We start from the raw sequence: 19,342 nt of genomic DNA, 5'->3' as shown, positions 1-19,342 counted from the left end.
CGGTCGAAACCGGCTTGCTCGGTCCGAGCAGGGCGAAGGCGGTGCTCAGACGCCGGCCGACAATTTGAGGCCGACCACGCCGCCGATGATCGCCATGAAGGAAATCACCTTCGCCATGGTGATGCGCTCCTTGTAGATGAGGGCGCCGAAAGTGACGGTGCCGAGTGAGCCAAGGCCGGTCCAAATGGTGTAGCCGACGCTTACGTCCAGCGTTTTCAGGGACAGGCTGAGGAAGTACACGCTGACGATGGTGGTCGCCACGGCGGTGATGGACGGCCAGAGCCGGGTGAAGCCCTTGGTGGCGTTGGTGCTGAGGGCGAAGGCCACCTCGAACACGGCGGCGATGAACAAGTAGGTCCAGGCCATGGGGCGGTCTGCTCCTCGGCTATCAGTGGGCTACGGGCGCACCGGCGGTTCCCGCTGTCCCCGTGGTGTCCGGTGGCGTGGGGGCCGGTGAATCGGCGCTGGGCGGGGCGGGGCGGTCGGTGAGCTTGAGGCTGATCACGCCGCCGACGATGGCGAGGAAGGAGACAACCTTGCCAAGGCCAAAACCCTCGTCGTAGATGACGGCGCCCAGGCTGAGTGCGCCGAGTGAGCCAAGGCCGGTCCAGATGGTGTAGCCGACGCCCACGTCCAGTGTCTTCAGCGCCAGGCTCAGGAAGAACACGCCGCCGGTGGCGGTGACGACGGTCAGCAGCGATGGCCAAAGCCGGGTGAAGCCCTCGGTCGCGTTGGTGCTGAGGGCGAAGACCACCTCGAACGCGGCGGCGATGAGTAGATAGATCCAGGCCACGGCGGTGCTCCCTGGGCGTGGTCGAGGTGGTGCGTCGCGGGCCGACTGATCGCCGGGTAGAAGCTCGGGGGCGTACGTAGGCGACGGGAAGAGGGGCTCGGTCGATGAGCCCTCACTCATCTCGTCAGGTAGCGAAGAGGCGAGGGAACGAAGCAGATGCATGTACGTGCAACTTCTTTGGGAAGTTTGTATGTGCAGGTAATGTCGTGTCAAGCGGCCTGGTGCACGGGAGGTGCGATGGATGACGAACTGCTGTGGGGCGGTGTCATCGCCCTGCACGCGCGCGTTGAGCAGCGACTGTCCACCGCGCTCCAGCGCCAGCATGGTCTCGGGCTTTCGGAGTACCGCGCGCTGGGGCATCTGGCGCTGGCCACGGCGAGTGGGCTTCGTATGCAGGAACTCGCCGCTCAGGTCGGGCTGAATCAAAGCTCGACGACACGGCTGGCCGCTCGTCTGATCGCGGCTGGTTTTGCCTTCCGTGATCTGTGCCCGGACGATAAACGGGGGGTCTACACGGTGATCACCGACGCCGGCCGTACGCGGCATGCCGAGGCCCGCGGCACCTATGGCGACACGCTGGGCGCCGCGCTCGCCGACGCCGCTGCCGATCCGGAACTGGGCATTTTCGCAACCGCCTTGCGCACGTCCCTCCTTAAGGACGCGGGGCCACCAAGCCCGGCCTCTTCACCCACGGCGCCCCAAGCCGCCGGTTCCTGAGAGCCCCCTGCGCACGCTGCTCGTCGGGCATGCCCAGCGCACCTCGCACCCCGCGATCCCGTACGCTCTGCCGCCGGCGTTCCCGACGGCTCGAACGCGGCTCGCAAGGCACGTGCTCGGACGGGCTTGCCGCCGGCCTCTGCTCCTGTTTCCGCCCTGGCCTCCGCCACCGGCCGTCGCCGGCGGCGGAGGGGCCGTGTGTTGGTTACGCCTGGCGGCGCACCTCGACCGTACGGAAGCGGTTGGCCACGAACGCACCGTCGCACAGTGCCGCATTGGCCGCGGGGTTGCCGCCTGAGCCGTGGAAGTCGGAGAAGGCGGCGGTCTGGTTCACATAGACCCCGCCGGTGAGGTTCAGCGAGAGCTGGGCGCACTCTTCCAGGCACGCCTCTTCGGTCAATCGCTCGACGTCGGTCGATGTCGTGTACGCGCCGACCGTCATCGCGCCCTGTTGGCGAATGGTGTGGCGCAGCAGCTCGATCGCATCCGGCGTGGAATCGACGGCCACGGCGAAGGAGACAGGCCCGAAGCACTCGGACAGATAGGCCGTGTCGGCGTCCGGCCCGTCCCAGAACTTGCGGGCGCCATCCGCCTTGACGATCGTCGGCGTACGAACCGTGGCCCCCGGGAAGTCGGGGTTGGCGACCGTACGCGAGGCCAACGCCACCTGCCCGAGATCCGATGCCTTCTCGACCCGGTCCTTCACCTGCGGGTTGACGATGGCGCCGAGCAGTGCGCTGGCCCGCGTGTCGTCACCGAGCAGCCCATCGATGGCTGCGGCGAGGTCGCTGACCACCTGGTCGTAGGACTTGGCACCCGCGTCCGTGGCGATTCCGGCGCGGGGGATGAGGAGGTTCTGCGGGGTGGTGCACATCTGGCCGCTGTAGAGGGACAGGGAGAACGCGAGGTTGCTGAGCATGCCCTGGTAGTTATCCGTCGAGTCGATGACGACGGTGTTGACCCCGGCCTTCTCCGTGAACACCAGCGCCTGTCGGGCGTTGGCCTCCAGCCAGTCGCCGAACGCGGTCGATCCCGTGTAGTCAATGAGACGCACCTCGGGGCGCACGGCGAGCGTCTTGGCCAGCCCCTCATCGGTGCGCTCGGCGGCGAGCGCGACCAGGTTGGGGTCGAAGCCTGCTTCGGACAGCACCTCGCGGGCGACCTGCACGGTCAGCGCGAGGGGCAGCACGGCACGCGGGTGCGGCTTGACGAGCACAGGGTTACCGGTGGCCAGTGAGGCGAACAGGCCCGGGTAACCGTTCCACGTGGGGAAGGTGTTGCAGCCGATCAGCAGCGAGATGCCGCGCGGGACCGCCGTGAACTCCTTGGCCAACTGAAGCGGGTCCCGCTTGCCCTGCGGCTTTGACCAACTCGCCGACTGGGGAGTGCGCATCTGCTCCTGATACGCGTACGCCACCGCCTCAAGGCCACGGTCCTGCGCATGCGGCCCACCGGCTTGCAGCGCCATCATGAACGCTTGCCCCGAGGTGTGCATGACGGCGTGCGCGAACTCGTGCGTCCTTGCGCTGATCCGGGCCAAGATCTCCACACAGACCGCGGCACGGGTTTGTGGCCCGGCGTCTCGCCATGCCGGCATGGCCGCACGCATGGCCGGGAGCAGCACCTCGATGTCGGGGCGCGGATACAGCACGCCCAGCTCGATGCCGTACGGAGAAACCTCGTCACCGACCCAGCCGTCCGTGCCCGGCTGGTCGAGCTCGAAGCGCGTTCCGCGCAGCGCGTCGAAGGCGGCCTGCCCCTCGCCGGCGCTCAGGCTGCTGCGCCCGGACTCATCCGTACCGCCGTACGCCTTCGGGTGCTCCGGGTGCGGTGACCAGTAAGCACGGGTGCGGATCGCCTCCAGCGCCCCGTCGAGTGTGGGGCGGTGCTTGTCGATCAGTTGCACTGCGGTGAGCTCGGTGGTCATGGAGGACCAACTCCTCGTCGAGCTGGGCGGGACGGGGGAACAGAGCTAGATTAACCGAACGATCGGTCGGGACAAGAGGGCCCGGCGAACCTGTGGATAAACATCGCAAGAGGCTGGATCAAGCCTGTGGATAACAAAACGTCTGGACCTATCTTCGGGGAGGATTAACGGCATGACCACCGCAGCGGGAGCCGTCGCCAACACCATCCCCACCGACTCCGCGGCCGAGGCCGCCACCCGGGACGGGAGCGCCGAATCTGCCGCGTCCTGCCCTGACAACGGAGCCGGCGCCGAAGCCCGCCAGGTCACCGGGGCGGCTCGGGGCCCCGGCCCGGCCCCCGGCGGCCGGGCCGACGACTCCCCGAAGCCGGACGCCACAGCCGCACCAGCAGCCACCGACGAGCCCGCCACGAGGCAAAAGCCGGGCGCGGCGGATGGCCAGGGGATAGCGCGCCATCGGGCCGTCGCCGTCGTCGGCACCGGAACGATGGGCCAGGGCATCGCACAGGTGGCGCTGCTCGCCGGGCACCCGGTGCGGCTGTACGACGCGCTGCCGGGCCGTGCAGTACAGGCCGTTAACGCCATCGGGGGCCGCCTTGATCGACTGGTCGAAAAGGGCAAGCTGGCGGCCGACCGGCGTGATGCGGCCCGCGCCAGGCTGCTGCCCGCCGATGACCTTGCTGAACTGGCCGACGCCGTCCTGGTCATAGAGGCGATCGTGGAACAACTTCCGGCCAAGCAGGAGCTGTTCACCGAGCTCGAACGGGTCGTCTCCGCTGAATGCCTGCTCGCCACCAATACCTCCTCGCTCTCGGTCACCGCCGTCGCAGGCCCCCTCCAGCGCCCCGGCCGCCTCCTTGGCCTGCACTTCTTCAATCCAGCCCCGCTGCTCCCGCTGGTCGAGGTGGTCCGTGGATTCGCCACCAAGGAGGCCGCCGCCGACCTCGCGTACGCGACCATGGCCGGGTGGGGGAAGACGCCCGTGCGCTGCGCCGACACCCCTGGTTTCATCGTCAACCGGATCGCTCGCCCTTTCTATGCCGAGGCACTGCGTTGCTATGAGGAGCAGGCTGCCGATCCCGCCACCATCGACGCGGTGCTGCGGGAGTCCGGCGGCTTCCGGATGGGCCCGTTCGAGCTGACGGACCTGATCGGCCAGGACGTGAACGAGGCCGTCACCCGCTCCGTGTGGGAAGCCTTCTTTCAGGACCCCAAGTTCACGCCATCCCTGGCTCAGCGACGTCTGGTGGAGTCCGGACTGCACGGCCGTAAGTCGGGGCGCGGCTGGTTCGGGTACGAAGATGCCGGCGCAGGCGGCGGCCAGTCGGCGGGCCGGCCCGAGCCGCGGACCGCGGAACCGCAGCAGGCGCCCGAAGCGGTGATCGTGCACGGCGACCTGGGGCCGGCGGCGGTGTTGCCCGAGCTCATAGCCGACGCGGGCATCAAGGTCACCTTCCAGGGCTGGGCCGATGGCGGCGCGGGCTTCATCGAGCTCCCCGGTGGGGCCCGACTCTCCCTCACCGCCGGCTCACCTGCATCGGCCGACCCAGTTGCCGAGACAGTGTGCTTCGACCTGGCACTGGACTACCGCACCGCGACCCGCATTGCCCTGGCCGCCTCCGAAACCGCACGCACCAGCTCGCTCAACGCTGCCGTAGGACTCTTTCAGGCGCTCGGCAAGAAGGTCAGCGTCATCGACGACATACCGGGCCTGATCGTGGCCCGCACGGTGGCGATGCTGGTGGACTTCGCGGTGGACGCGCTTGGACGCCAGGTGGCTGCTGCGCACGACATCGACACGGCGATGCGACGGGGGGTGAACTACCCGCGCGGCCCACTGGAATGGGGCAGTGAACTGGGTGCCGATTGGGTTCTGTGCGTGCTCGGTAACCTACACACCGCCTACCCCACCGGGCGTTACGCTCCGTCCACGTTGCTGCTCCGCCGTGCGGCGGCGCGACGGGACCTGCTGTAATCAGGTCCATGGTCAAGCGCGACACCTACACGCCCGAATCGCTGCTCGCGGTCGCCGTTGAGGTGTTCAACGAGCGCGGCTACGACGGCACCTCCATGGAGCACCTTTCGCAGGCTGCCGGTATTTCCAAGTCCTCGATCTACCACCACGTCAAGGGCAAAGAGGAGCTGCTGCGGCGGGCGATAAGCCGGGCGCTGGACGGGTTGTTCGGCATTCTCCAGGAGTCGGAAGCCTGCCAGGGCCCGGCGATCGACCGGCTGCAATACGTGGTCCGGCGCACCGCCGAGGTGCTGATGGCCGAGCTGCCGTATGTGACGCTGCTGCTGCGGGTGCGCGGCAACACCGACTCCGAGCGGTGGGCCATGGCGCGGCGGCGCGAGTTCGACCACGCGGTGTCCGAGCTGCTCAAGCAGGCGGCGGCCGATGGCGATCTGCGCCCGGATGTGGATGTGCGGCTGGCCACTCGGCTGCTGTTCGGGATGATCAACTCTCTCGTGGAGTGGTATCGGCCGGGCAAGGGCGGGGCGGCGACCAGCGACGAGGTGGCCGACGCGGTGGTGCGCACCGCGTTCGCCGGCCTGCGGTTGTAGGGCCCGCGGTCTCGCGGGACCGCGAAGCCACCAGGCTGCGGGGCCGCTGCCGGGCTGGGCCCAGCCGTCGGGATGAGTTGTACGGGCTCGACACATGGGCCTAGTGCATGGGTCCGGGCACTGGGCTCGACCGGGGCCGCACGATCGCGCCGCGGCATGGCGGGTCCACGCCGCCGCAACGTGGTGATCACGCCGCAGCTCGGCGATCGATCGCCGGCCTCGGTCACCGCTGGCGTCCTCGCTAGCCAGCAGCCAGCCAGCCGTCAGCAGCTAGCCAGCCGGCAGCCGCCGTTACGGCTCCGCATCGAGGTCGGTCTCCTCGAATACCAGCAGTGTGCGGGTACTCAGAACCTCCGGTATGGACTGGATGCGGGTGAGGACCAGCTCGCGTAGGGCGCGGTTGTCGGCCGTGTGGACCAGGAGTAGGACGTCGAAATCGCCGCTGACCAGGGCGATGTGCGCGGTCCCCGGCAACTGCTCCAGCTTCTCCCGGACCGTACGCCAGGAGTTCTGCACGATCTTGAGCGTGATGTACGCGGAAGCCCCCTGGCCTGCCCGTTCCTGGTTGATGCGGGCGCTGAAGCCGCGTATCACGCCGTCGTCGATGAGCCGGTTGATGCGGGCGTAGGCGTTGGCGCGCGAAATGTGTACGTACTCGGCCACGGACCGTATGGACGCGCGGCCGTCTGTTTGCAGCATGCGAAGGATGTCGCGGTCAATAGGGTCGAGCGGCCGAGCGGGCGGTCGCTCGCCCGGATTGACCATCTGTTCGGCCGGCATACCGTCCCGCCTCCCCTGTATGGACGCACTGCCCTTATCTCAAGGTGTGGAGAACCGTTTGTCCACAGGCTAAGCCCGCCTGTAGCCAAAATGCCGGAACGACCGAACAATCGGTAGGGGAGGCGCGGTGCATCGCGTCCCCGGACGCAGCCCCATGAGGAGGTGCTCGACATGACGGTCCTTGAGCAGCCCGGCGCCTACCGGCCAACCCCGCCCCCGGCCTGGCAGCCTCGCACCGACCCCGCACCGTTGCTCCCCGAAGCGGAGCCGTACCGCCTCCTTGGCACCGATGCCGCGGCAGCCGCCGATCCGGACCTGTTGCTCAAGCTCTATGCCGAACTCGTGCGGGGTCGTCGATACAACACACAGGCCACGGCGCTGACGCGGCAGGGCAGGTTGGCTGTGTATCCCTCGTCAACCGGGCAAGAGGCGTGCGAGATCGCCGCGGGCCTCGTCCTTGAGGACCGGGACTGGCTCTTCCCCAGCTATCGGGACACGCTGGCGGCCATCGCGCGTGGCGTTGACCCGGTGTCGGCGCTGACGCTGTTGCGCGGCGACTGGCACACCGGCTACGACCCCACCCAATACCGGGTCGCGCCGCTGTGCACCCCGCTGGCCACCCAGTTGCCGCACGCCGTGGGGTTGGCGCACGCCGCGCGCCTGAGGGGCGACGATGTGGTGGCGCTCGCCATGGTCGGCGATGGCGGCACGAGTGAGGGCGATTTCCATGAGGCGCTGAACTTCGCGGCGGTCTGGCAGTCCCCGGTGGTCTTCCTCATACAGAACAACGGCTTTGCGATCTCCGTGCCGCTCGCCAAGCAGACCGCCGCGCCCTCCCTCGCGCACAAGGGCGTTGGGTACGGCATTCCGGGCCGACTCGTTGACGGCAACGACGCCGTCGCCATGCACCAGGTGCTCACCGAGGCTGTCGAACGAGCGCGCACGGGCGGTGGTCCGACCCTGATCGAGGCCGTCACCTACCGCGTAGAGGCGCACACCAATGCCGATGACGCCACCCGCTATCGCGCCGACTCCGAGGTGGAGGCGTGGCGTGCGCATGACCCGATTGAGTTGCTTGAGCACGAGCTGCGGTCGCGCGGTCTGCTGACGGACGACGTCATACGAGACGCACGGGAGGCCGCCGAGCAGATGGCCGCCCGACTTCGCGAGCGGATGAACGAGGATGCGCCGCTCGAACCGATGGACCTGTTTGCGCATGTGTACGCCGAGAAGACCAGCCAACTGCGCGAGCAGGCGGCCCAACTGCGTGCCGAGCTCGACGCTGAGCTCGACGCGGAGGAGGAACGATGACCACCACGGCCGTCCCCACCGCCCCCACAACCGGTCGCAAGCCAGCGAGCATGGCGCAGGCGCTGACCCGAGCCCTGCGCGACGCCATGGCAGAGGACCCGACCGTGCACGTGATGGGTGAGGACGTCGGCGCTCTCGGCGGCGTGTTCCGCATCACCGACGGGCTGGCCAAGGAGTTCGGCGAAGACCGTTGTACGGACACGCCGCTGGCCGAGGCCGGAATACTGGGCGCGGCGGTCGGCATGGCGATGTACGGGTTGCGCCCGGTCGTGGAGATGCAATTCGACGCCTTCGCCTACCCCGCCTTCGAGCAGTTGATCAGCCATGTTTCCCGGATGCGTAACCGCACCCGGGGCGCGGTGCCGCTGCCGCTGACCATCCGTGTTCCGTACGGCGGTGGCATCGGCGGCGTCGAGCACCACAGCGACTCGTCCGAGGCGTACTACATGGCGACGCCGGGCCTGCATGTCGTTGCCCCGGCGACGGTCGCCGACGCGTACGGGTTGTTGCGGGAGTCCATCGCCTCCGATGACCCGGTCGTCTTTTTGGAGCCGAAGCGGTTGTACTGGTCGAAGGCTGACTGGGCACCGGATGAGCCGCAGCGAGTGGCTCCGATCGGGCGGGCGGTCGTGCGTCGTACGGGGACCAGCGCCACCCTGATCACGTACGGCCCCTCCGTGCCGGTCTGTCTGGAGGCAGCCGAAGCGGCGCGGGCCGAGGGATGGGACCTGGAGGTCGTCGATCTGCGTTCGCTGGTGCCCTTCGACGATGAGACGGTCTGCGCCTCGGTTCGCCGCACTGGGCGGGCAGTGGTGGTCCATGAGGCCACCGGGTTCGGTGGTCCCGGTGGGGAGATCGCCGCGCGGGTCACCGAGCGTTGCTTCCACCATCTGGAGGCGCCGGTGCTGCGGGTTGCCGGCTTCGACATTCCGTATCCGCCGCCGATGTTGGAACGCCACCATCTGCCGGGCGTGGACCGGGTGTTGGACGCGGTCGCCCGTCTCCAGTGGGAAGCCGGCTGGACGCCGCAATCGGAGCAGGGCGCGGACGACGAGCGTGCGGCTGGAGGTGTCTACTGATGGCCGAGGTACGGGAATTTGCCCTCCCTGACCTGGGGGAAGGGTTGACCGAGGCGGAGATCGTGCGATGGCTGGTGGCCGTTGGCGATGTGGTGGTGGTGGATCAGCTGGTGGTGGAGGTTGAGACCGCGAAGGCGGTGGTGGAGGTGCCGTGCCCGTACGGGGGCGTGGTGACCGCGAGGTTCGGCGAGGAAGGTGCGGAACTGCCGGTGGGCGCCGCGCTTTTGACGGTAGCGGTGGGCGAATCGGCCGAGCTGTCGCAATCGTCCGGGCGGTCAGCGGGCGGTACTGGCGGGCCCGGCGGTGCTGGTGGCACCGCTGCGGGCAGCGATGCGGCGGTAGGTGCGGAGGGTTCGGGGAACGTTCTGGTCGGCTACGGGACGGGGGCGCCAGCGGCACGCCGGCGACGATTGCGGGCTGCCCCCGTGGGCGCTTCTGCGCGCGGAGCGGCACACACGGCTGAAACCGCCGCGGGCACGATACGACCCGTGACCGGGACAACGCCGCCTCCCTCGCCGTCCCCCTCGCCGCCCTCCTCGCCAGACGGAGCCGGCGCGATGGGCGAGGCGCGCTCGGCCGGTGCCGGTAGCCGCCCGGCTGCGGCGGCGGACGCGTTCGCTGCCACATCCGCGGCAACCTCGGCGGCCTCGGCGGCTGCGGCTGCGTCGGCGGTACCGACGGCCGACACGGTGACGGCCGCCGGTGCGAGCGCAGCACAGCGTCCGGTACCGGTGATATCGCCGCTGGTGCGGCGGTTGGCCAGAGAACACCGGTGTGATTTGACGGAGGTGACGGGTTCGGGGCCCGATGGACTGATCCTGCGGTCGGACGTCGAGCGCGCCATTGCGGATCAGGCCGCAGCCGGGGCCCAAGGCGCCGGCGCTCGCTCGGGCACGGGCGTAGGTGATGACGTGGCGCGGGCCTCGCACTCGACCACCACGGCAGCAGCTACGGCCGGACCGGCGCAGCGGGCCGGGACGACGGGAGCCCTGGCGCGAGTGGCCGAAACCGGCGCCATCCAGCCCGCTGAGCGCATACCGCTGCGCGGGGTGCGCGGCGCGGTGGCCGAGAAGCTGGCCCGCAGCCGGCGGGAGATCCCCGAGGCGACATGCTGGGTCGATGCCGATGCGACCGAACTGCTAGCGGCCCGCACCGCGATGAACGCGGCCGGTGACGCATCGGGCGGACCCAAGATTTCTCTGCTCGCCGTGTTGGCCCGGATCTGCACGGCTGCGCTCGCCCGTTTCCCCGAACTGAACTCCACGGTGGACACCGAGGCACGCGAGATCGTCCGGCTCCCCGCCGTGCATCTGGGCTTCGCCGCCCAGACCGACCGGGGCCTCATGGTCCCCGTCGTACGCGATGCACACCTGCGGGACACGGAGAGTCTGTCGGCGGAGTTCGCACGGCTCACGGACAGCGCGCGGGAGGGAAAACTCAGTCCGGCCGAGCTGACGGGGGGAACCTTCACGCTGAACAACTACGGCGTGTTCGGGGTGGACGGCTCCACGCCGATCATCAACCATCCCGAGGCAGCGATGCTTGGGGTGGGGCGAATAGTGAACAAGCCCTGGGTGCATGGCGGGGAGTTGGCGGTGCGCCGTGTCGTACAGCTCTCGCTCACCTTTGACCACCGGGTGTGCGACGGCGGGATCGCGGGCGGATTCCTGCGCCATGTGGCCGACTGTGTTGAGCAGCCGGCGGTGCTGCTGCGCACGGTGTAAGGGCTGGTGCGTACGGCCTGGTGGTGGCAGGCCGTGGGATCGGGGCCGCCACCCGAGGTGGGGCGAGGGGCGGCGGCCATACTCGGGGCATGACAGGTGAACGGGTGACGTATGACGCCGTGGTGCTGGCCGGGGGCGCAGCACGGCGGCTCGGGGGAGCGGACAAGCCCGCGCTCCGGGTCGGCGGGCGTTCGCTCCTCGACCGGGTGCTCGCCGTGTGCGCCGACGCGCGGGTCACGGTTGTCGTCGGCCCGCGCCGCCCCACGGTGCGTCCCGTTCACTGGGTGCGCGAAGAGCCGCCCGGTGGCGGACCGGTGGCGGGTCTTGAGGCCGGCGTGCGGCTTACGCGGGCCGATAGCGTGCTGGTGCTCTCCGCTGACCTGCCGTTTATGTCGCGCGCTGCGGTACGGGCGCTACTTGCGATTCCGCCCGATCGGGAAGGGTCGCAGCTCATCGATGCGGAGGGGCGCGACCAACCGCTTGTCGCCGCGTATCGGGCCGAGCCGCTGCGTCGCGAACTCGGCCTGTTGTTCGCCGAACATGGCACCTTCTCCGGGTTGCCGCTACGGCTGCTGACGAGCGAGCTGCGGCTGCACGGGCTGCGCTGGCACCCGGACGCCGCGTTCGACTGCGACACCTGGGACGCAGTCGGCGCCGCCCGTGCGCGAATCAGGGAGCATGGGCGTGTGCTTGATGAATGGATCGACGCTGTCAAAGCGGAACTCGGTATCGACCTCGACGTCGATACAACGGCACTTCTCAACTTGGCCAGAGACGCGGCCCACGGGGTGGCTCGTCCTGCCGCCCCACTGACGACTTTCCTCGTCGGCTACGCGGCGGCACGCGCGGCTGATGGCGGTCCGGACGCGGTGGCGGAGGCGACGCGTAAGGCGGCGGCCCTGGCCATGCGCTGGGCCGAGGAGGCTGGGCCGGAACCGGCGGCCGGGGCGAAGACGGCCCGAACCGAGCATCCCGGGCCCGTGGTCCCCGGAGCGGGTGGACCCGAGGGGCCCGGCATGACGGGCGAACCGGAGCAGCCCGCAGGATGACTGGACGACAACGCGCGGATTCGGCGCACGAGAAGAGCGACGAAAGCGACGAGGCAGCGCTGGATCGCGCGACTGATGAGGCGCTCGCCGTAGCGGCCTCGGGCCGTGCCCCGCGGGTCGAGCGCGACGAGTGGGACGGGTGGGTCAGGTGGGTCGAGCGCGACGAGTGGGGCGAAGGAGCCGAGCGCGACGCATGGGGTGCGGTGGCCGAGGCGGCTGAGGTGGCTGAGGCGGAAGCGCCTGGTCCGGACACCGAGCGTGGCTTCGTCCCAGTGTCCGGCCGTGACCGCCACCGCGATACGGACCCTGCCGCCCCTGGCTCCGGCTCTGACGCCGTCTCTGCCGCCAGCTCCGTCTCTGCCCGCTGCGCCGATGCCGACTCCGATGTTGGCCGCGGCCTCGGCAACGGAGCCGGTACGGGCCACGATGGTGCGCGCGAGCCGGAGACAGGTGGCTGCCCAGGCGAGGCAGGCGAGACCGGTGGGCCAGTCGATACCGGTGGGACCAATGAGGCAGCCACTACCGATGGGGCCAGCGGGTCAGTCGATACCGATGGGGCTGGCGGGTCAGAGAAGGCCAATGGGCCGAGCGAGACGCATAGACCTGGTGGGCCAGGCAAGGCAGAGGGGACCGGCGAAGCCAGTGGGTCAGGTGGTTCCTCACCCGGTGGTACCGGTGAGCTTGATGGGGCCGCTGGCGGCGCGGGCGGTTCTCATGGTGAGAGCGGAACTGGTGGAGCAGGTGGTTCCGGTGATGCGGACGGGCATGGTGAGGGGCGTGGTTCCGGAGGCGAAAGGGCGCGGCATGGCGGCAGGCCGGTGAGTTGGCCGGAGGCTCGTACGATCGCGTCCCGGGCGGTTGATGGACCGCTGCCCGCGGCCCCTACCCCGTTGGGTGAGGCGCTGGGCAGGGTGCTGGCCGAGCCGTTGACCGCCCTGACCGATCTGCCGCCCTTCGATACCTCGGCCATGGACGGCTGGGCGATCGCGGGCCCGGGCCCTTGGCGGTTGCCCGTGTGCAGCCAGGGAGTGTTGGCGGGCCATGCCCGGCCCGAGCCCTTGGAAGACGGTCGGGCGGTACGCATCGCCACCGGCGCCAGAACACCGCTGGGCGCGACCGCCGTGCTGCGCAGCGAGCACGGCACGACCCGCGACGGGCGTGCGCCGCGAGCGGGCCGGGCGGGCGAGAGCGTACGCCCCGACCCGGCGGACGGGCACAGGCAGACGTCCCGCGACGCGGGCTCCATTCCCTGCGCTGACTGCACCTCCACCGCGAGCTCAACTACGTCCGCAGGCTCGAAGTCGCCATCAGGAACGGAAACCGACGGACCAGGGCCCGCCAACGCAAGCGGCCACGCCAGCAGCACCAGCAGCACCAGCAATGACAGCAATGACAGCGGAAGCGGCAGCGGCAGCGAGGACGCCTACGGAAACCGCGGCGGGCACGGGACCAACGAGCACAGGCACGGGCACGAGCACGGGCAAGCACAAGCGCAAAGGCACGGGACCAACGAGCACGAGCACGGGCGCGGGAACAGCAATGGGGAAGCAGACGGTTGGTTGTACGCGTCGGCTGCGCATCCCGTATTGCCCGGGCAGGACATCAGGCCACGGGGCCAGGAGTGCGGCAGGGGCGACCAGTTGTTGCCCGCCGGGACGTTGGTCACGCCCGCTGTGTTGGGGTTGGCGGCGGCGGCGGGTTACGACGAGTTGATGACCGTCCGCAGGCCATGGGTGGAAATCCTGGTGCTGGGTGATGAGTTGCTGCGTTCGGGGCTGCCGCACGATGGACTCATCAGGGATGCGCTCGGTCCGATGCTCGGGCCCTGGCTCCAGGCGCTAGGCGCGGATGTGTTGGCCACCCGGTGGTTGGGGGACGACGCTGAGGCGCTTTGTGCCGCCGTCGCGAATGCTCGTGCCGATCTGGTGGTCACCACGGGCGGCACGGCGGGTGGGCCGGTGGACCATGTGCACCCCGTGTTGCGACGCCTTGAGGCGCGGCTGCTGGTTGACGGAGTAGCCGTACGCCCCGGCCACCCCATGCTGCTCGCCCGGCTCGACGAGCACCGGCATCTGGTGGGGCTGCCGGGCAATCCACTGGCCGCGGTGTCCGGGCTGTTGACGCTCGCAGAGCCGCTGCTCCGTTCGCTCGCCGCCCGCCCCCAGCCGCAGCACCGGCCCGCGGCCGACCCCCGAGCGGCGACCTCACGCGCCACCCAGGCCACCCAGGCCGCCCTGTCCGATGTGTCCCGCGGCGGTCAGCCGGACGCGCCGTGGCCCACCCATCGCGCTCAGGCCACCGCGTTCGACGCGCCGGTGGTGACGCTCGCGCCGCTGGCGGCCGATGTGCCTGGGCACCCGCGCGACACCAGGTTGGTGCCGACACGCCACCACGCCGGTGCCGCGGTGCCGGCGCACTTCAACGGCCCGGCGATGCTGCGCGGTGTGGCGGTCGCCGATGGCTTGGCCGTCATTCCGCCCGGCGGCGCGTCACGCGGCGCGGAAGTCGAGGTCATGGGCCTGCCGTGGGCCGGGATGGATGGCATCGGGCACTGGCCGGGAACGGCCCACTCCAAGGCGTACCCCGCCACCGAAGCGTCCGCGGCCCCGCCGACACCCTGCGCTGCGGCCACACCAGCGCCTGCGGTCACACCAGCGCCTGCGGCCACGTCAGCGTCCACGCCCTCGCCGGCCGCCGGCGCATCAACATGCGCATGCGCCCTCGGGCAACCCAGTGCCGTGCCTGACTCGTCTATCCCTGGGGCACCCGGCGCGCAGCCGGGTATCCCCACTCCGGACGCGCGGGCCGCAAGCTCGTCGCTCACCCGCCGCCCCGGAGACGACACACCCCCGAAAGCCCGGCCGCCCGGAGGAACCGAGTGAAGCTGCCCACGCATGACGCGGCAGCGCGTAACCAGGAACCCGTCTCGTACCGCGTTCAGTTGCCCCGGTTTCCGGTGGGGCCGCTGCGTCAGGTCGGGCAGCGGCTGCTGGTCGCGCTTCTTGTGATGATCGTGACGGTCATGTTGGTCTACCTGGACCGCGAGGGATACCACGACAACGCAGACGAAACCGTCGATTTCCTCGACTCCGTCTACTACTCGACCGTCACGCTGTCGACGACCGGCTACGGCGACATCGTTCCGTACAGCGACAGCGCCAGGCTCATCAACATTCTGCTGGTCACGCCGCTGCGCGTGCTGTTTCTGATCATTCTGGTCGGCACCACGCTGGAGGTGCTCACCGAGCGCACCCGCGAGCAATTCCGTCTCAATCGCTGGAGGAGCGCCTTGCGCGACCACACCATCGTCGTCGGCTTCGGTACCAAGGGCCGGTCCGCCGTGCAGACGCTGTGTGCGACGGGGCTGCGCAAGGACCAGGTCGTTGTCGTGGACCCGAACCACAAGGTGATCGAGTCGGCCAATGCCGAGGGCTTCGCCGGCGTCGTCGGTGACGCGACGCGCAGCGATGTGTTGTTGCGTGCGGAGGGGCAGCGGGCGCGCCAGTTCGTCATTGCCACCCAGCGCGATGACACGGCCGTGTTGGTGACGCTCACGGCGCGGCAGTTGAACAAGGGAGCCAACATCGTTGCCGCCGTCCGTGAGGAGGAGAACGCGCCCCTGCTGCGGCAGTCGGGCGCGGACGCCGTGATCACCAGCGCAAGCGCGGCCGGCCGGCTGCTGGGCCTGTCCGTGCACAGCCCCAGCGCGGGCGCCGTGATGGAGGACCTGATCCAGCAGGGCAGTGGCCTGGATCTGGTGGAGCGCCCGGTGGTCAAGGCGGAGGTCGGCAAGCAGGTTCGGGAGACGGAGGACCTGGTGGTGACGGTGTTGCGTGGCCACCGGCTGCTCGGTTATGACAACCCGGAGGCGAGCCCGTTGCAGGCGACGGACCGGCTGATCGCGGTCGTACGAGCGCAGCCGCCCGGCGGAGTACCGGGTGCCGGCAGATAGCTGGGCAGGCGGCCGAACCAGCGAGGCGTAGGGGCGGGGGCGGAAGCGGACGGCACGGGAACGGAAGAACGAAACGGGCGGATGGCCCGGGGCTGCTAGTGGACAGCGGTGGCATGGCGGTCCGGTGACCGGGTGGTGGCGCCGTGGCGTGGTGGTGGCGTAGCCGGAGTGGGACGAGCCGCCGGGGGTAGCCTCGCGTGCATGCGTGCGATCACCATTCCAGAGCCAGGCGGACCCGAAGCCCTCGTCTGGGACGAGGTTCCCGATCCCGAGCCCACCGAGGGAGAGGTACTCGTCGAGGTGGCGGCCAGCGCCGTCAACCGCGCCGACGTGATGCAGCGGCAGGGTTTTTACGACCCCCCGCCTGGCGCCTCGCCGTATCCGGGCCTGGAGTGCTCGGGGCGAATCGTCGCGCTCGGCCCCGGCAGTGGCGGCGGCTGGGCGGTCGGCGACGAGGTGTGTGCGCTGCTGAGCGGCGGCGGCTACGCGGAGAAGGTCGCGGTGCCGAGCGGCCAGCTCCTGCCCGTGCCGTCCGGCATGGATCTCGTCACCGCGGCAGCCCTGCCCGAGGTGGTATCGACCGTTTGGTCGAATGTATTCATGATTTCTCATCTTCGTCCCGGTGAAACCCTGCTTGTGCACGGCGGCTCCAGCGGCATTGGCACGATGGCCATCCAGCTCGCGAAGGCGGTGGGCGCGAAGGTCGCGGTCACTGCGGGCAACGCGGAAAAGCTGGCCGCGTGCGCGGAGCTCGGCGCCGATGTGCTGATCAACTACCGGGAACAGGACTTCGTCACCGAGTTGCGCGCGGCAACGGGCGGCACGGGCGCTGACGTCATCCTCGACATCGTCGGGGCGAAGTACCTGGACGCGAACGTGCGAGCGCTCGCCGTCAACGGACGGTTGTCGATCATCGGCCTACAGGGTGGCGTAAAAGGCGAGCTCAACCTGGGAACGCTGCTCGGCAAGCGAGGCGCGGTCACCGCGACATCGCTGCGTGGGCGTCCGCTGGCGGAGAAGGCGACGATCGTCGCGGCAGTACGGGAACACGTGTGGCCGCTGATCGAAAGCGGTCGGGTGCGAGCAGTCGTGGACCAGACGCTCCCGATCAGCGACGCGGCCGAGGCGCACCGCGTCATCGAGGGCAGCGGCCACGTGGGAAAGGTCCTGCTGAGGGTCTGATCCAGGCCCCCCCCCCCCCCCCCCCCCCCCCCCCCCCCCCCCCCCCCCCCCCCGGCGCCCCGCGCCCCCAACGCAACGGCTGCTGCGTCGCTACGCACCACCACGGCGTCCCCGCGCAAAGACCGCAGCACCGCCGCCGCCGCTATCTACCACCGCGACCCCGTTATCTACCACCGCGTCCCAACGCAACCATCACGACCCAACGCAACCATCGCGACCCAACGCAACCGCCGTGCTGCTACGCGCCGTGCGCCGCCCTGGCGCGCCCCCCGTAACGCGTCGTGGGCCTTCGGCCCGTGCGTACGTACGTCTACGTTCTCCGTCTCTGTCTCTGTAACCCAAGATGCCGGATATGTCGCGCCGTGTGACGCTGAGAACCGTCAGTCGATGGATGACGGGACGGGAGGGACACGGACGTGGTCTCAGCGCACCGGCACCGCTCACGACCCGCGGACGCTCCGCGACGAGACACCCCAGCTTTCACCCCCATCCCAGCCCCGAAAGACACCCCGGCCCCAGCCCCCAGCATCACCCCAGCCCCAGCCCCAGCCCCAGCCCCCGCACCGAGCCCCACCCCAGCCCGGCGGCGTACGCCCTGGGTGTTGGGCGGGCTGTGCACGCTCGTCCTTACGCTGCCGGGGCCCGCTCCCCTCGCAGAAGCCGCGTACGCAACGCAGCCTGACCCCTTCGGGGCGTTGTTCGCCGGGAACGGGCCGGGGGAGGGGCGTAAGGCTCCGGGACGGCCGGGCTCTCACGCCTCGGCACCCGGCGACCACTCCCCCGGCACGCCTCCTCCCACCACCCCCGGCAACGCACCCGACGCACGCGACGCACCCGGTACCTCGGGCGCGTCCGACGCCCCCGACGAGGCCGCCCGACACCCCTCACTCCTCCGCCCCGACGCCCACCCCCGCCCCCGCCCACACCCCAGGCCCGACTCTGGCGCACGCCCCGACACCGGCAGGGACCAGGGCTCCGAGGCACCGCCCGATGGCCACGCAGCCGCCGATAAACCCCACGACGCTCCCCACAACAGTCCCCGTGGCAACCCCCACAACAGGCCCCACAACAACCCCCACGACGGTCCCGCCGCGCGGTCTCCCAGAGAGTCCGTGGAAGGGGGCGTCTCCACCACGCCCAGCCCGGGTAAGGCGCGACGTGACCAGGCGCAGGCGGGGCGGCTGCCGTGGCCCGCGCCGGCCTGGCACCCGCCGGGGCACCGCCACCGGGTGCCACTGCTGCCCTCGACCGGGACGGACGGTACGGGCGGTGGGGGCAAGCCGACCGGGGGCGGCGGCGTGCGGCCGACCTCCGAGGGCGGCAAGGGCGGGGAGAACGCCGAATCGGGCGGCCGGGTGATGCGCGTGCTCCCACTCGGTACCGGGATGGCGCTCACCGGTCTTGGCCTCGCCTACTTCGGACTGCGGCTGCGTCGGCACTGAGGGCCATGGTGGCTCGGATACGCCCCCGCACCGGCCGACTCCGGCGGCGTGCGGAACAATGGGGGTATGAACCAGCCGATGAACGAACGAGCACAGGAGAGCCCGCACGTCTTGGTCGTCGGTCCGGACGGGATGGCTCTTGGCAGCGCCGGCTCCGGCGACGGCAGTGGCGGCAGCGGCGGCGGCGATGTGTCGCGTGAGATCCCTGTGACGGACATGGTGGAACAGCCCGCGAAGGTCATGCGTATCGGCAGCATGATCAAGCAGCTTCTGGAAGAGGTCAGGGCCGCGCCTTTGGACGAGGCGAGCCGGGTCCGGCTGAAGGAGATCCACTCCAGCTCCGTGAAGGAGCTTGAGGACGGTCTCGCGCCGGAGCTGATTGAGGAGCTTGATCGGCTGTCCCTGCCCTTCACGGACGAGACCGTGCCCACCGAGGCCGAACTGCGGATTGCTCAGGCCCAGTTGGTCGGCTGGCTTGAGGGGCTGTTCCACGGCATCCAGACCGCCTTGTTCGCCCAACAGATGGCGGCTCGCGCGCAGTTGGAGCAGATGCGTAGGGCGTTGCCGCCGGGTGTCGGTGGCGGCGATGAGGAAGACGACACCCAGCCTCCCGGAGGCGCCCGCTCCGGCCCGTACCTCTAGCCCGACCGGGTACGGGGGCCGCCCGCGGCCCCGCGCTTGCGAAGCAACTCCGGCAGGCCCAACAGCCCCGCAGGCCCCGTACGCACCTACGACCCGTACGGGCGCCCGCAGCCCCTTCCCGCAGGTCCACGCACGCACATCCGGCTGGCCACCCGGCACATCTCGTGCCGGGTTTCGCC

16 protein-coding genes are annotated in these 19,342 nt (G+C 70.1%); 12 read left to right on the top strand and 4 right to left on the bottom strand.

Features of this window, described 5'->3' with window-relative positions:
• Nucleotides 1-45 precede the first annotated feature (45 nt).
• Together FHS42_RS05195 and FHS42_RS05190 are read right to left on the bottom strand one after the other, a co-directional pair.
• Nucleotides 46-366: a DMT family transporter gene (locus tag FHS42_RS05195; protein WP_184569330.1), complete on the bottom strand. Its 321-nt coding sequence runs from the start codon at nt 364-366 to the stop codon at nt 46-48.
• Nucleotides 367-388: 22 nt separating this feature from the next.
• Entirely contained in the window at nt 389-955 is a 567-nt protein-coding gene (locus FHS42_RS05190) for a DMT family transporter (RefSeq protein ID WP_246494204.1), read from the bottom strand.
• A 75-nt stretch (nt 956-1,030) separates the two neighbouring features.
• Between FHS42_RS05190 and FHS42_RS05185 the strand changes: the two genes are divergently transcribed.
• Nucleotides 1,031-1,510 carry a MarR family winged helix-turn-helix transcriptional regulator gene (locus FHS42_RS05185; RefSeq protein ID WP_184569329.1) on the top strand — a complete coding sequence of 160 codons (480 nt, stop codon included), beginning with the start codon at nt 1,031-1,033 and terminating at the stop codon, nt 1,508-1,510.
• Nucleotides 1,511-1,715: 205 nt separating this feature from the next.
• On the opposite strand, the gene paaN is transcribed toward FHS42_RS05185, so the two are convergent.
• Nucleotides 1,716-3,437, bottom strand: coding sequence for a phenylacetic acid degradation protein PaaN (gene paaN, locus FHS42_RS05180; RefSeq protein WP_184569328.1), 1,722 nt, complete (start codon nt 3,435-3,437; stop codon nt 1,716-1,718).
• A gap of 172 nt (nt 3,438-3,609) precedes the next feature.
• Between paaN and FHS42_RS05175 the strand changes: the two genes are divergently transcribed.
• Both FHS42_RS05175 and FHS42_RS05170 read left to right on the top strand, forming a co-directional pair.
• Nucleotides 3,610-5,412 (top strand): 3-hydroxyacyl-CoA dehydrogenase, encoded by a 1,803-nt coding sequence (locus FHS42_RS05175; RefSeq protein WP_281392695.1) that lies wholly within the window; start codon nt 3,610-3,612, stop codon nt 5,410-5,412.
• 8 nt (nt 5,413-5,420) lie between these two features.
• Nucleotides 5,421-6,002 carry a TetR/AcrR family transcriptional regulator gene (locus FHS42_RS05170; protein ID WP_184569327.1) on the top strand — a complete coding sequence of 194 codons (582 nt, stop codon included), beginning with the start codon at nt 5,421-5,423 and terminating at the stop codon, nt 6,000-6,002.
• A gap of 291 nt (nt 6,003-6,293) precedes the next feature.
• On the opposite strand, the gene FHS42_RS05165 is transcribed toward FHS42_RS05170, so the two are convergent.
• Nucleotides 6,294-6,782: an Lrp/AsnC family transcriptional regulator gene (locus tag FHS42_RS05165; protein ID WP_184569326.1), complete on the bottom strand. Its 489-nt coding sequence runs from the start codon at nt 6,780-6,782 to the stop codon at nt 6,294-6,296.
• A 171-nt stretch (nt 6,783-6,953) separates the two neighbouring features.
• On the opposite strand from FHS42_RS05165, the gene pdhA reads away from it, so the two are divergent.
• From pdhA to FHS42_RS05115, 9 genes are all read left to right on the top strand, one after another.
• The gene (gene pdhA, locus FHS42_RS05160) at nt 6,954-8,093 is read left to right on the top strand and encodes a pyruvate dehydrogenase (acetyl-transferring) E1 component subunit alpha (RefSeq protein ID WP_184569325.1); all 1,140 of its coding nucleotides are present in this window, start codon (nt 6,954-6,956) and stop codon (nt 8,091-8,093) included.
• A complete protein-coding gene (locus FHS42_RS05155) occupies nt 8,090-9,172 on the top strand; it encodes an alpha-ketoacid dehydrogenase subunit beta (RefSeq protein WP_184569324.1) in 1,083 nt (360 codons plus the stop codon). Before pdhA ends, FHS42_RS05155 begins: the two co-directional genes overlap by 4 nt.
• Complete coding sequence (locus FHS42_RS05150; RefSeq protein ID WP_184569323.1) at nt 9,172-10,896, top strand: dihydrolipoamide acetyltransferase family protein; 1,725 nt, start codon at nt 9,172-9,174, stop codon at nt 10,894-10,896. Before FHS42_RS05155 ends, FHS42_RS05150 begins: the two co-directional genes overlap by 1 nt.
• 89 nt (nt 10,897-10,985) lie before the next feature.
• Nucleotides 10,986-11,945, top strand: a complete 960-nt coding sequence (locus tag FHS42_RS05145) for a DUF6457 domain-containing protein (protein WP_184569322.1) — start codon at nt 10,986-10,988, stop codon at nt 11,943-11,945.
• The gene (locus FHS42_RS36590; protein WP_246494203.1) at nt 11,942-14,827 is read left to right on the top strand and encodes a molybdopterin molybdotransferase MoeA; all 2,886 of its coding nucleotides are present in this window, start codon (nt 11,942-11,944) and stop codon (nt 14,825-14,827) included. Before FHS42_RS05145 ends, FHS42_RS36590 begins: the two co-directional genes overlap by 4 nt.
• Nucleotides 14,824-15,897 carry a potassium channel family protein gene (locus tag FHS42_RS05130; protein ID WP_184569321.1) on the top strand — a complete coding sequence of 358 codons (1,074 nt, stop codon included), beginning with the start codon at nt 14,824-14,826 and terminating at the stop codon, nt 15,895-15,897. The genes FHS42_RS36590 and FHS42_RS05130 overlap by 4 nt, the downstream gene beginning before the upstream one ends.
• A gap of 201 nt (nt 15,898-16,098) precedes the next feature.
• Nucleotides 16,099-17,079: an NAD(P)H-quinone oxidoreductase gene (locus FHS42_RS05125; protein WP_184569320.1), complete on the top strand. Its 981-nt coding sequence runs from the start codon at nt 16,099-16,101 to the stop codon at nt 17,077-17,079.
• A gap of 1,112 nt (nt 17,080-18,191) precedes the next feature.
• A complete protein-coding gene (locus FHS42_RS05120) occupies nt 18,192-18,521 on the top strand; it encodes a hypothetical protein (RefSeq protein ID WP_184569319.1) in 330 nt (109 codons plus the stop codon).
• A 66-nt stretch (nt 18,522-18,587) separates the two neighbouring features.
• The gene (locus tag FHS42_RS05115) at nt 18,588-19,163 is read left to right on the top strand and encodes a bacterial proteasome activator family protein (protein WP_281392694.1); all 576 of its coding nucleotides are present in this window, start codon (nt 18,588-18,590) and stop codon (nt 19,161-19,163) included.
• Nucleotides 19,164-19,342: the final 179 nt, after the last annotated feature.

This window comes from Streptomyces zagrosensis (assembly GCF_014203645.1).
Classification (GTDB): domain Bacteria; phylum Actinomycetota; class Actinomycetes; order Streptomycetales; family Streptomycetaceae; genus Streptomyces; species Streptomyces zagrosensis.
Note: the sequence above shows the minus strand (reverse complement) of the source record. Positions and strands in the feature narration are given on the sequence as shown.